At 61.8% G+C, this 12,709-nt stretch carries 9 protein-coding genes; 5 read left to right on the top strand and 4 right to left on the bottom strand.

Going from position 1 to position 12,709, the window contains the following annotated elements; genetic code table 11:
- Nucleotides 1–105: 105 nt before the first annotated feature.
- The 3 genes from NW851_RS10800 to glyA form a co-directional block, all read right to left on the bottom strand.
- Nucleotides 106–675 (bottom strand): hypothetical protein, encoded by a 570-nt coding sequence (locus NW851_RS10800; RefSeq protein WP_414338444.1) that lies wholly within the window; start codon nt 673–675, stop codon nt 106–108.
- A gap of 61 nt (nt 676–736) precedes the next feature.
- The gene (locus NW851_RS10795; RefSeq protein ID WP_414338441.1) at nt 737–1,840 is read right to left on the bottom strand and encodes a glycosyltransferase family 4 protein; all 1,104 of its coding nucleotides are present in this window, start codon (nt 1,838–1,840) and stop codon (nt 737–739) included.
- Between the two features lie 24 nt (nt 1,841–1,864).
- Entirely contained in the window at nt 1,865–3,190 is a 1,326-nt protein-coding gene (glyA, locus tag NW851_RS10790) for a serine hydroxymethyltransferase (RefSeq protein ID WP_414332961.1), read from the bottom strand.
- Nucleotides 3,191–3,417: 227 nt separating this feature from the next.
- On the opposite strand from glyA, the gene psaM reads away from it, so the two are divergent.
- The 3 genes from psaM (at nt 3,418) to purL (ending at nt 8,393) form a co-directional block, all read left to right on the top strand.
- Nucleotides 3,418–3,510 (top strand): photosystem I reaction center subunit XII, encoded by a 93-nt coding sequence (psaM, locus tag NW851_RS10785; RefSeq protein WP_414332959.1) that lies wholly within the window; start codon nt 3,418–3,420, stop codon nt 3,508–3,510.
- A gap of 162 nt (nt 3,511–3,672) precedes the next feature.
- A complete protein-coding gene (recG, locus tag NW851_RS10780) occupies nt 3,673–6,096 on the top strand; it encodes an ATP-dependent DNA helicase RecG (protein WP_414338504.1) in 2,424 nt (807 codons plus the stop codon).
- Nucleotides 6,097–6,107: 11 nt separating this feature from the next.
- Complete coding sequence (purL, locus tag NW851_RS10775; RefSeq protein WP_414338437.1) at nt 6,108–8,393, top strand: phosphoribosylformylglycinamidine synthase subunit PurL; 2,286 nt, start codon at nt 6,108–6,110, stop codon at nt 8,391–8,393.
- A gap of 130 nt (nt 8,394–8,523) precedes the next feature.
- On the opposite strand, the gene trxB is transcribed toward purL, so the two are convergent.
- The gene (gene trxB, locus NW851_RS10770; protein WP_414338434.1) at nt 8,524–9,957 is read right to left on the bottom strand and encodes a thioredoxin-disulfide reductase; all 1,434 of its coding nucleotides are present in this window, start codon (nt 9,955–9,957) and stop codon (nt 8,524–8,526) included.
- 409 nt (nt 9,958–10,366) lie between these two features.
- Here trxB and glnA point away from each other — a divergent pair, with 409 nt between their 5' ends.
- On the top strand, nt 10,367–11,791 hold the full coding sequence (gene glnA, locus NW851_RS10765; protein WP_414332953.1) for a type I glutamate--ammonia ligase: 1,425 nt from the start codon (nt 10,367–10,369) through the stop codon (nt 11,789–11,791).
- Nucleotides 11,792–11,938: 147 nt separating this feature from the next.
- A complete protein-coding gene (locus NW851_RS10760) occupies nt 11,939–12,637 on the top strand; it encodes a hypothetical protein (protein WP_414338430.1) in 699 nt (232 codons plus the stop codon).
- Nucleotides 12,638–12,709 lie beyond the last annotated feature (72 nt).

Here is a 12,709-nt window from a genome sequence, read left to right as displayed (position 1 = left end):
TGGGCTGCAGATAGCAGGGCGACGGCCTTGCTATGCTTCCCATCTCCCCTCTCCCTTTGGGAGAGGGGCTGGGGGTGAGGGCACCAGAGCGCTTTGTAGGCAACCTCACCGCAGGTGTAGCGGCTGGCGGACGCCCACCTCTGGTGCTTTGGCTTTGGGCAGAGGTTGGGTCAGGTGGCTGAGCTGAGCTTGCGCCTGCAGTTGTTCCTCAATCCAGTCGGCTAGCTCCCGCATGTAGAGGGCCACATGAATTGCCTGGTCGCGCCGCAGCGGCTCCACCCCTTTTGCAGCCAGGCGGGCCAGGATAACCGGATCGCTCAGCTCTTCCAGGGCGGCAAAGTCTTCCGGCCGGTCAAACCCCAGCTCTGCCATCTTCTCAAACACATATCCCAGCCGCAGGCCCGTGGTCTCACACTGGGCTTCCCAGGGATCCCTCAGGACAAGGGCAGCAGTGCGGTAGGCCGTTTGGGCAATGGAGCGCCAGGTGCCGCGGTGGATGCGCAGGCTAAGCTGCTGCTGATTCCAGCCCAGGGCTTCCCGCACCAGCAGGCCGCAATTGCAGCGAGTACTATCCCGCCAGCAGTACTCGCGATCCCAAAAGCCCCAGTGCTGGGCCTGTAGGCGATCAGCAGTGCGGCGCAAAAGGGCCGCCAGCTCCGGTGTAGGACGCATCATCAAGGCGGCAGAGGAGATCTCTTCCAGTCTAGGCAGGCGGGCGGCTGGGAACAACCCAGGCTTAATCCTTTTTTGAATTAACTGAATCTGTTGCTTGAACCTCGGTATCTTCAGCAGCCAAAGACCGTTGCCGCTGACGCTGGCGTTGCCAGGCCCCCCAGCTTACTCCCGCCAACAGCAGCGAGGCGCCGCCCAGGTAGGTGCCCCCTGCCGGCAGGCCGGCCAAGGCCAAGGCCAGGGATCCCCCCCAGAGGGTCATGGCGTAGATCAAGAGCACTGAATGCCGCTGCGACAGGCCGGCTTTGAGCAGGCGATGGTGCAAGTGGCCCTTGTCGGGATGAAAGGGGGACTTGCCCCTGGCCAGCCGCTTGAGGATGACGGCAGACATATCCAGGATTGGCACGGCGAGGATAAAAAACGGCAGGGCCACCGCCAGCGTGGTCACCCCCTTGGCCACCCCAATGACCCCGATCCCGGCCAGGGTAAAGCCCAAAAAGTAGGCTCCCCCATCTCCCATGAAGATCTGAGCCGGGTTGAAGTTGTAGCGCAAAAAGCCCAGGCAGGCCCCTGCCAAGGCTGCCGCCAGCATGGCCGCCGCCGGCCGATCCAGCAGCAGCGTTACCATCAGCATCACGACTGCCGCGATCCCTGACACCCCTGCCGCCAAGCCATCCAGGCCGTCCATGAAGTTGATGGCGTTGGCCATCCCCACCAGCCACAGCAGGGTAATCAGCAGGCTCAGCCACACCGGGAAGGGCCAGATGCCGATCCCCGGTAGATTAATGAACTCGATGCGCACCCCCACTCCCCAGGCGGCGGCAGCCACCCCAAACTGCATCGCCAGGCGGGAAAAGGGCGACAACTGAAACAGATCGTCGGCCAGGCCAATCAAAAAAAACAAAACGCCGCCGATCGTCACCCCCCAGATCTCGTACTCCTGCTCGGTGCGCAAGCCGGCGAAGGCTCCGGCTCCCCAGAGCAAGAGTAGTGCCACCAGGTTGCCAAAAAAGATAGAGACCCCCCCTAGGCGCACCATCGGCTGCCGGTGGATCTTACGCTCATCGGGAAAATCCAACTGGCCGCTGCGGATCCCGACCGCCTTCACCATTGGGGTTGCCCACAGAACCACACAGGCAGCAGCGAGAAAGGCAACCAAGTAGGGCATGGCAAGCCGCGGAGAGGACTGCGGTTATCCCAACTGGGGGTAGAGCGGAAAACGGCGGCAGAGCTGGGCCACTCGCCGGCGACAGTTTTCGAGCACAGCCAGATCCCCCGGTTGAAACAGGCAATCGGCAATAATTTCCCCAATTTCCTCAAATTCTGCTGCGCCCAGGCCGCGGGTGGTCAAGGCCGGGGATCCCAGGCGCAGGCCGCTGGCCACAAAGGGCGGCTGCGGGTCAAAGGGGATGGTGTTTTTGTTGGCAGTAATGTGGATCTCTTCCATCAGGCGATCCGCCCGCTTGCCCGTCATCACCGGATCCGCCGCTCCGTTTTTCTCCAGCACTGCCGAGACCGAGCGCAGATCCAGCAACATCAGGTGGTTGTCGGTGCCCCCCGAAACCAACCGGATGCCCCGTCGTTGCAGCGTTGCTGCCAGTGCCTGAGCATTGGCAATGACCTGGGCTGAGTACTGGGCAAAGCTGGGCTGCAGGGCTTCTCCAAAGGCCACTGCCTTGCCGGCAATGACATGCTCCAAAGGCCCCCCTTGGCTGCCGGGGAACACCGCCTTGTCCAGCTTTTTGCCCAATTCCGGGTCGCGGGTGAGAATCAGCCCCCCGCGCGGCCCCCGCAGGGTCTTGTGGGTGGTGGTGGTTACCACATCGCAGAGGGGCACGGGGTTGGGGTGGTGCCCAGTGGCCACCAGGCCAGCGATGTGGGCAATGTCTGCCATCAGATAGGCCCCCACCTCATCGGCAATGGCGCGGAAGGCAGCAAAATCAATTGTCCGCGGGTAGGCGGAGTAGCCGCAGATAATCAGCTTAGGCCGGTGCTGCAGGGCCAGATCCCGCACCTGGTCAAAATCAATCCGCTCCGTCTGCGGATCCACGCCATAGTGCACCACGCGGAACCACTTGCCGGAGACATTAACTGGCGAGCCGTGGGTGAGGTGGCCGCCGTGGGCCAGATCCATGCCCATGATCGTGTCTCCTGGCTGCAGCAGAGCCAAGAAAACCGCGAAATTGGCCTGGGCACCGGAGTGGGGCTGGACATTGGCGTGGGCCGCCCCAAACAGTTGCTTGGCGCGGTCGATGGCCAGTTGTTCGATCTCGTCGATAAATTCGCAGCCGCCGTAGTAGCGCTTGCCGGGCAGCCCCTCTGCATACTTGTTGGTAAGCACCGAGCCCTGCGCCGCCAGGACGGCCGGCGAGGTGAAGTTCTCGCTGGCAATCATCTCCAGGTGATCCCGCTGGCGGTTGAGTTCTTGCTGGATGAGGCGGTAGACGATGGGATCCGTTTCGGCCAAAATGGCCAGGTTGTCCCGGGGAGTGGTTAGGCTGTGGGGGGCGGCTACCATGGTGACGCCAAGAGCAAACGTTGCAAAGAAAAAAAGGCCAGAATTACCCTGCGGTCGCAACAGCGTTGCGAAGCAACATCGTAACACAGGCCAGGGGATCCCGCAGCGGCTAAGCGCAGAACCAAAGGCCGCTTTGTAAAGAATGTTTTTGGGCCCCAGGTCTGGTCACCAGCCGGGGTAAAGTGAGGGGCAGGTTTACAGCACTGGGTTTGTTTTAGGAGTTGGCTATGACCGACGCGCAAGTTTTCACCATCCTGGCCATTGCCCTGGTGCCGGCAGTGATGGCCGTGCTGCTGGGATCCGCCCTGGCCCGCAGCTAGTTTCCATCTGGAAGAATAAGGTTGCTCTGGATCCGGGGGCCTGTCCTATAGAGCAGGCCCTTTTGAGTTGAGGCCCAGGGGCTGCGCCTGGGACGCTTTGCCATTGGCTAAAGTTGGATAAAGGATACTACCGGCAGCCAACCCAGAAGCAACTTGAGCCAGGTGGATCTACAGCGGGTTCAGCGCGCCCTTTCTCTGGAAGCAGAAGTGGGGTTTACCGACCTGCGGGGGCGAGAGCAGACCTTCTCCCAATTTTTGCAGAGTGTGTTTGGCCAGGATCCCCCCGCTGGCTGGATCCTGGATGGGGATGACCGGCGGCGGTGGAAAGAACTGGGATCCCGCTATCGCCTCTACCCCCAGCTAGAGCTGCCGGAGCGGCAGCACCTGGTGGCGGAAACCCGCCGCTGGCTGGAGCGGCTGCGTCGCCAGCAAGAACAAGTCCACTCTGCCCCCCCTAGCCCTGCTTTGCCCCTGCCCAAGGGCCTTAGCTTGGAGCAGCCGCTGCAATTTCTCAAGGGCATTGGCCCCAAGTCGGCGGAGAAACTGGCGCAACTGGGCCTGCACACTGTGCGCGATGCCCTCTACTACTTCCCACGGGATCACCTGGACTATTCCCGCCGCGTGCTCATCCGCCAGGCCAAGGTGGGGGAGACGGTTACCCTGGTGGGGACGGTGAAAAGCTGCAGTTGCTTTACCAGCCCCAAAAACCCCTTGCTGACCATCTTCAACCTCAAGCTTGCCGACAAAAGCGGCGTAGTCACCCTCAGCCGCTTCTACAGCGGGCGGCAATTTGCCCAGCGCAGTTGGCAGGCGGCCCTGGAGCGGCAATACCCCAAGGGGGCAGTGGTGGCGGCCAGCGGTCTGGTGAAAAAGGGCCGCTTGGGCTTGACACTGGAGAACCCGCAACTGGAGGTGCTGGGGGGAGAGGGCGAGGATCTGGAGAGGTTGGGCAAGATCCTACCCGTTTACCCCCTCTCAGAAGGGATCCCCGCCGATCTGGTGCGCAAAGCCGTCCAGCTCGCCCTGCCGGCAGCCGCCTTGGTGGAGGATCCCTTGCCGGAGCCCCTGAAGCGGCAGTTGCAGCTGTTGGACTTGCCCCTTGCCCTGCAGCAGATCCACTTTCCCAAGACACAAGAGCTGCTGGCCCAGGCCCGGCGGCGGCTGGTGTTCGACGAGTTTTTCTACCTGCAACTTAGCCTCTTGCAGCGGCGGCAGCGCTACCGCGCCCAGGCCCAGGCTGTCCCCCGCTACCAGCCAGCTAGAGGAGAGCTCTTGGACCGCTTCTACCAAATCCTGCCCTTCCAGCTGACCGCTGCCCAGCAGCGGGCCATCGACGAGATCCTGGCGGATCTGCGGGATCCCTTGCCCATGAACCGCCTGCTGCAGGGGGATGTGGGATCCGGCAAAACTGTGGTGGCGGTGGCGGCTTTGCTGGCGGCCATCCAGTCGGGCTGGCAGACGGCCCTCATGGCTCCCACGGAGGTCTTGGCCGAGCAGCACTACCGCAAGCTGGTGGAGTGGCTCAGCCAACTGCAAGTGCCTGTGGAACTTTTGACCGGCTCCACACCCCCCGCCAAGCGGCGCGAGATCCTACGGCAGTTGCAGACCGGGGAGCTGCCCCTAGTGGTTGGCACCCATGCCCTCATCCAGCCGGCGGTGCAGTTTCGCAACCTGGGCTTGGTGGTTATCGACGAGCAGCACCGCTTTGGCGTCGAACAGCGGGCTGCCCTGCAACAGAAAGGGGATCACCCCGATGTCCTGACCATGACGGCCACCCCCATCCCCCGCACCCTTACCCTGGCCCTGCACGGGGATCTGGATGTTACCCAAATTGACGAGTTGCCCCCGGGGCGCAAGCCGGTGCACACGGTGGTGGCTCGACCGGGGGATCGCCTGCAGGTGGTGCGGCTGATGGAGCGGGAGATTGCCCAGGGGCGGCAGGCCTACGTAGTGCTGCCTTTGATTGAAGAGTCCGAGAAGCTGGATCTCAAGTCCGCCATTGAGGAACACCAGCGCCTGCAGGAGAAGGTCTTCCCCCAGTTCCGGGTGGGCCTGCTGCACGGGCGTCTGACCAGCAGCGAGAAGGACGCCGTCATAGAAGCTTTCCGCCGGCGGGAGCTGGATATCCTCGTCTCCACCACAGTGGTGGAAGTGGGGGTGGATGTGCCCAACGCCTCGGTGATGCTGGTGGAGCATGCTGAGCGCTTTGGCCTCTCCCAGCTCCACCAACTGCGGGGGCGGGTGGGGCGGGGATCCGACCAGGCCTACTGCATCCTGATGACGGGATCCCAAAGCGAAGAGGCCCTGCGCCGGCTAAAAGTCCTGGAGCAGTCCCACGATGGCTTTTTCATTGCCGAGATGGATCTGCGCTTCCGCGGCCCTGGGGAGGTGATGGGCACCCGCCAGTCGGGACTGCCCGATTTTGCTCTGGCCAGCCTCATGGATGACCAAGAGGTGCTGCAGTTGGCCCGCCAGGCAGCAGAGCAGCTCATTGCCCAAGACCCGGAGCTGCAGCAGTGGCCCCGCCTGCGTCGCATACTGGAAGAACGCCAGGCCCGTCTTTTGGGGCCGGCTTTGTTGACTTAACCTTGGTGCCTATGCCCCCTACTCCTGAAGAGCTGACGCTCCACGGCCTCTCCCCCCAGGAATATCACCAGATCCAGCAGCAACTGGGCCGGGATCCCAACCCCACCGAGCTGGGCATGTTTGGGGTGATGTGGTCGGAGCACTGCTGCTACAAGAACTCTCGCCCTCTGCTGAAAAACTTTCCCACTACGGGCGAGCGGGTGGTGGTGGGGCCGGGGGAAAATGCCGGCGTCATAGATTTGGGGGATGGGGACTGGCTGGCCTTTAAGATTGAATCCCACAACCATCCTTCAGCGGTTGAGCCCTTCCAGGGAGCGGCCACCGGCGTGGGAGGCATCCTGCGCGATATCTTTACCCTGGGCGCCCGCCCCATTGCCCTGCTCAACTCCCTGCGCTTTGGGCCGCTGACGGATCCCCGCAACCGCCGCCTCATGGCCAGGGTGGTGGAGGGGATAGCCCACTACGGCAACTGCGTGGGGGTGCCCACGGTGGGGGGGGAAGTGGCCGTGGATCCCTGCTACAGTGGCAACCCCCTGGTCAACGTCATGGCTCTGGGGCTGCTGGAGACGCCGGCGGTGGTGAAATCGGCAGCTCGGGGGGTGGGGAATCCGGTCTTGTACGTGGGCGCCCCCACGGGGCGGGACGGGATCCGCGGGGCCAGCTTTGCCAGCGCCGAGCTCAAGGAGGACTCCCAGCAGGATCGGCCGGCGGTGCAGGTGGGGGATCCCTTTCTGGGCAAATGTCTCATCGAGGCTTGCCTGGAGGCCTTTGCCACAGGAGCCGTGGTGGCCGCCCAGGACATGGGAGCGGCCGGGATCACCTGCTCCACGGCGGAGATGGCCGCCAAAGGCGGCGTAGGGATCCGCTTTGATCTCGACCGGGTGCCGGCGCGGGAAAGTGGCATGGCCGCCTGGGAGTACCTGCTTTCGGAGTCCCAGGAGCGGATGCTGCTGGTGGTGCAAAAAGGTCGCGAGGCGGAGGTGATGGAGATCTTCCACCGCTGGGGCCTGCAGGCCAGCGTGGCCGGAGAAGTCATTGCCGAGCCGCTGGTGGAGATCTGGCACCGCGGAACCTGCGTGGTGCAAGTGCCGGCGCGGGCCTTGGCCGAAGAGACCCCCGTCTACGTCCGCCCGCTGCTGCCAGAGCCACCGGAGTACGTCCAGGCAGCGTGGCAGTGGGATCCCGCCACCCTACCCCCCTGCACTCGCGAAGGGATCCACCTCGATCAGGCAACCCTGACGTGGCAAGAGGTGCTGCTGCGGCTTTTGGCCCGCCCCACCCTGGCCAGCAAAGCCTGGATCTATCGCCAATATGACCACCAGGTGCAAAACAACACTGTCCTTTGGCCGGGGCAGGGAGATGCAGCGGTTATCCGCATCCGCTCGCAAAAGTTTGGCGTGGGCGAGGTGCCACCCCTGCAGGCTGCCCGCAAGGCCATTGCTGCCACCCTAGATGGCAATGGCCGCTGGGTGTATTTGGATCCCTACGAGGGGGCCAAAGCCGCGGTGGCCGAAGCCGCCCGCAACCTCTCCTGCGTGGGGGCGGAGCCCTTGGCCGTAACCGACAACCTCAACTTCGGCAACCCGGAAAACCCGGTGGTGTACTGGCAGTTGGCCCTGGCCTGTCGGGGGATTGGGGAGGCCTGCCGTGCCCTAGGGACACCGGTAACAGGGGGGAACGTTTCCCTCTACAACGAGAAGGGATCCCAGGCCATCTACCCGACCCCCGTTATCGGCATGGTCGGTCTCATTCCGGACTTGAAGTTGGTCTGTGGCCAGGGGTGGCAGCAAGAAAGCGATCTCATCTACCTCTTGGGATCCCAGGCTGTTACCAGTCTGGGCGGCAGCGAGTATTTGGCGGCAATCTACCACAAGGTCACGGGTCGGCCTGCCCCCGTGGATCTGGAGCTGGAAAAGCGCGTGCAAGCCGCCTGCCGCCACGGCATCCGGCAGGGGTGGGTGCGCTCCGCCCACGACTGTAGCGAGGGAGGACTGGCCGTGGCTCTGGCGGAAGCCTGCCTCAGCGGGGGCCGCGGCGCCAGCGTCTCTCTGGCTCCCGGATCCCTGCGCTGGGATCAGGCCCTGTTTGGCGAGGGATCCAGCCGCATCCTCGTTTCTGTCAATCCAGCCCAGCGCTCTCCTTGGGAAGCCTACCTAGAATCGCAGCTCCCTGATCAGTGGCAACTTCTGGGCCAGGTGGGATCCCCTGCCGATCCCTTGGCCTTGACGACGGCAGAAGGGGATCCCCTGTTGTCGGTCTCTTTGGCCGCCCTGCAGGCCGCCTACCACAACACCTAGCTCCCCTCTCCCTTGGGGAGAGGGGCTGGGGGTGAGGGTGCCTCGGGGAGAGGGGCTGGGGGTGGTCGCGTGAGCGGCGCGGAGCGCTTGGGTGCCTTGGGGAGAGGGGCTGGGGGTGAGGGGGACTACCTCAAGCTGATTTTGCTTCAGACAAATTGGCCTGGATCACCTCTCGGTAGTGGGACTTGGGCTTAACGCCCACCACCTGCGCCACCAGCTCCTTGTTTTTGAAAAATTGCACCGTCGGCGTGCAAGCTACCCCGCCTGCCTCGGCAATCTCCGGATCCTTCTCGATGTCGATCTCCACCACGTGCAGCTTGTCGGCAAACTCTTCGATGACCTTGTTCAAGATTGGCCTGAGGGCATGACAAGGGGCACAGGTGGGAGCGGTGTACTTGACCATCAGCAGGCGATTGCTTTCGTGGTAGAGCCGCCGCAGGGCATAGCTCCCTTCATGGCAGGTCTTGCTGAAATCCAGATCCTCGTGGCCGTTCTCCGCAAAGCTGGCTTCCTCAACCGCAGATTCCTCCGCCAACTCTGCCTCAGGCGGGGCGGCAGCAGAGCTGGGTTTAGGATGGCTCTGGGGCAAGACGTGATACTCCTGAGCCAGGCCGTGTTCCGAGAGCCAGCGCTCCGCCAACATGGCCGCCATACAGCCGGTGCCGGCAGCGGTGATGGCCTGGCGAAACTCGTGATCCTGCACATCCCCGGCGGCAAACACGCCCTCTACACTGGTGGCTACCGATCCTGGGCGGGTGACAATGTAGCCCACTTCATCCAGCTCCAGTTGCCCCGTGAACAAGTCAGTGTTGGGCTTGTGGCCGATGGCGTAGAACAGTCCGCCCACCGCCATCTCCCGGATCTCGCCCGTCTGGTTGTTGCGCACCTTCACCCCGGTCAGGCGCTGGCCGTCGCCCAGGACTTCCACCGCCTCGGTGTGCCAGTGCACCGTAATCTTGGGGTGGTTGAGCACCCGGTCTTGCATGGCCTTGCTGGCCCGCATCTTGCCACTGCGCACCAGCATGTGGATATGGGATCCAAACTTGGTCAGGTAGGTGGCCTCCTCACAGGCGGTATCGCCACCGCCGATCACCACCAACTCCACCCCCTTGAACATGGGCATGGCCCCATCGCAGACGGCGCAGGCGGACATGCCGCGGTTCCAGTAGGTCTCCTCCCCGGGCAGGTGCAGGCGCTTGGCCGTGGCCCCGGTGGCGATGATCAAGCTGTGGGTGCGCACTTCCCGCTCGTCAGAACGGACGACAAAAGGCCGCTGGCTCAGATCCACAAAGGTGACATCCTCGGGGTAGAGCTCCGCCCCCCACCGCTGTGCCTGGGCCCGCATGTTTTTCATCAGTTGGGGGCCGCTGATGCCCTCGGGAAAGCCCGGAAAGTTCTCCACCTCGGTGGTGGTCATCAGTTGCCCACCCGGGATCCCGCCCGCCTGGAAGCCCTCAAACACAACTGGCTTCAGGTTGGCGCGCCCGGCGTAAATGGCCGCCGTAAACCCAGCAGGGCCAGAACCGATAATCACCACATTCTCAATCCGACTTTGCTCTGTCATCCGCTCTCTCTCCTTCTGCAACAGGGATATTACATCAAACTCATAATGACTACGCTTTAGCCTAACACGATTCGGCGAACTGGGCGAGGCTGGGGCTCGTCAGTCCTATTTTCGCTCCCTTGGGGCAGCCGAGGCATTGGCCTATCTAGAACGCAGGTGTGGACTGCTGGCGGGCCTAATCCTGAGCTGGCGGCAAGAGGTCTTGCCCAGGTTGTCTCATCAGTTGGGCAGAAGGCCAGAGCCGGGCCAGTTTTGTATCAGAAGCTACAAAATGCCGGTGTTGGCCTTTCTAGGATGGGTGAGCGCTTTTGGCCCATCCAAGTCGAGGCGCGGGGATCATCCGCTGGGATCCCATTTGTTTCAGCCACAATTTCCCCAGTCTTAACTGCAACCCAATCAGGAGAGAGCGATGGCATCCACGCCCCAAGAAGTGCTTCAGATGATCCAGGACAACAATGTCCAGATGGTGGATCTCAAGTTTGTCGATATCTTCGGCACCTGGCAGCATGTCTCCTTCCACACCTCGATGATTAAGGAAGAAACCTTCACCGAGGGTCTCCCCTTCGATGGATCCAGCATCCGGGGCTGGAAAGCAATCAACGAGTCGGACATGTACATGGTGCCGGATCCCAAGACGGCCTGGATCGATCCCTTTCTCGAGGTGCCCACCCTCAGCATGACTTGCAGCATCGTTGAGCCGCGCACTGGCCAGCCTTACAGCCGCTGTCCCCGCAGCCTTGCTGCCCGTGCCGTCGCCTATCTGCGATCGACAGGCATTGCCGATACCGCCTACTTCGGGCCGGAGGCGGAATTTTTCATTTTTGAGGATATTCGTTTCGACCAAACTCAAAACTCGGCCTACTACTTTGTGGATTCCATTGAAGGTCGCTGGAACTCAGGCCGTGAGGAGAAAGGTGGCAACCTCGGCTACAAGCCTCGCTACAAGGAGGGCTATTTCCCCGTTCCGCCCACCGATGCGCACCAAAATATCCGCACAGAGATGCTGCTGACCATGGGCAAATTGGGGGTGCCCATCGAGAAGCATCACCACGAGGTGGCGACCGGCGGGCAAGGGGAGTTGGGCTATCGCTTCGCCGATCTGGTCACCGCTGCCGACTACATGATGGTCTACAAATATGTGATCCGGAACGTGGCCCGCAAGCACGGCAAGACGGTGACGTTTATGCCCAAGCCCCTGTTTAACGACAACGGCACCGGCATGCACACCCACCAGTCCCTCTGGAAGGATGGTCAGCCCTTGTTCTACAGCGAAGGCACCTACGCCAACCTGAGCGAGACAGCTCTCTACTACATCGGCGGCCTGCTCAAGCATGCTCCGGCGATCTTGGCTTTCACCAACCCCACCACCAACTCCTACAAACGCTTGGTGCCCGGGTTTGAGGCGCCAGTCAACTTGGCCTACTCGCAGGGCAACCGCTCGGCCTCCATTCGCATTCCGGTGACCGGCAACAATCCCAAAGCCAAGCGGCTGGAGTTCCGTTGTCCGGATGCCACCTGCAACCCCTACATCGCCTTCTCGGCCATGTTGATGGCCGGCTTGGACGGGATCAAGAACAAGATCCACCCCGGCGAGCCCCTCGACAAAGACATCTACGATCTGGAGCCGGACGAGCTGGCCAAGATCCCCTCCACGCCCGGATCCCTGCTGGATGCTCTGGAAAACCTGCAGAAGGATCATGCTTTCTTGTTGGAGGGAGGCGTCTTTACCGAAGATCTCATCCAGACCTACATCGAGTACAAGATCGACAACGAGATCAACCCCATCAATCTGCGGCCTCACCCCTACGAGTTCGCGCTCTATTTCGACGCCTGATCGAGGTTTTCATCCAAAACATTCGTTCTCGAATGAGGTTTTGGAACGGGATCCCTTCTCCTGACTGAGAGGGATCCCTTTTTTTGCGCCTGCCCAGGTATTCTGGGTGTGAGCGCCGAAGTCTAGAGGTTGGAGGGAGGGTTTACAATGGAATGGCTTGTTTTTGTTCTGTTCTCGTTTTTTCTTATCGGCCTTCTGGCGCTTGTTGTCTATCTAGCTGACTATCTAGAGAAGAAGCGTCGGGAAGCTTTGGAGCAGGTGGCCAGGAGCCTGGGCATGTCGTTTTCGGCGGAGCTGCCCGAAGGGATCCGATCCCGCCTGCTTCAGGCAGGTTTTGAACTATTTGAACGAGGCTACGATCGAGGTTTCTACAATTCAATATCCAAGCAGCTAATCGATGGAACTGAGATCGGTTCCTTTGACTACAAGCACACCGGCAGGAGGAGACCCGGGATTTATACTCGAGGCGGGGGCAGTATTCATCTCCAGTCTGTTTTCTGGGCCTATTGCGAAGATCTACGGCTACCTCATTTTCGGCTACATCCGGAAGTTCCCCTGTTTCACGACATCGCCAAAGCCTTTGGCATGCAAGATATCAACTTTGAGGGCCACCCTCAGTTTTCCCGCAAATACCTCTTGCGCGGAGAAGATGAGGCCAAGGTTCGCCTGCGCTTCGATCCTAGTTTTCTTAGCTTTTTGGAGCAACATGCTCCTTGTTGTGCCGAGGGATCCGGGCCGCAGCTTATCGTTTGGCGGGGTGACCAACAGGTGAGTCCAGAAAAAATGCCAGACTGGCTGCGCTTTGGGGAAGAATGGGTGCAAAGACTGCGGCTGCGTCGCGTATGAACTACCCCACCGCGCAGGCGGGTGGGGTTTCCTCACCCGCTTGACAGCAGAGCTTTTGTCTCTTCTTCTGCC

It is taken from the genome of Synechococcus sp. H55.7, assembly GCF_047462395.1.
Classification (GTDB): Bacteria; Cyanobacteriota; Cyanobacteriia; order Thermostichales; family Thermostichaceae; genus Thermostichus.
Note: the sequence above shows the minus strand (reverse complement) of the source record. Positions and strands in the feature narration are given on the sequence as shown.

Coding starts and splice junctions, on each gene's coding strand:
- NW851_RS10760 (WP_414338430.1), top strand. CDS start 11,939: ATGGAATGGCTTGTTTTTGTTCTGTTCTCGTTTTTTCTTATCGGCCTT.
- psaM (WP_414332959.1), top strand. CDS start 3,418: ATGACCGACGCGCAAGTTTTCACCATCCTGGCCATTGCCCTGGTGCCG.
- glyA (WP_414332961.1), bottom strand. CDS start 3,190: ATGGTAGCCGCCCCCCACAGCCTAACCACTCCCCGGGACAACCTGGCC.
- glnA (WP_414332953.1), top strand. CDS start 10,367: ATGGCATCCACGCCCCAAGAAGTGCTTCAGATGATCCAGGACAACAAT.
- NW851_RS10800 (WP_414338444.1), bottom strand. CDS start 675: ATGATGCGTCCTACACCGGAGCTGGCGGCCCTTTTGCGCCGCACTGCT.
- NW851_RS10795 (WP_414338441.1), bottom strand. CDS start 1,840: ATGCCCTACTTGGTTGCCTTTCTCGCTGCTGCCTGTGTGGTTCTGTGG.
- purL (WP_414338437.1), top strand. CDS start 6,108: ATGCCCCCTACTCCTGAAGAGCTGACGCTCCACGGCCTCTCCCCCCAG.
- trxB (WP_414338434.1), bottom strand. CDS start 9,957: ATGACAGAGCAAAGTCGGATTGAGAATGTGGTGATTATCGGTTCTGGC.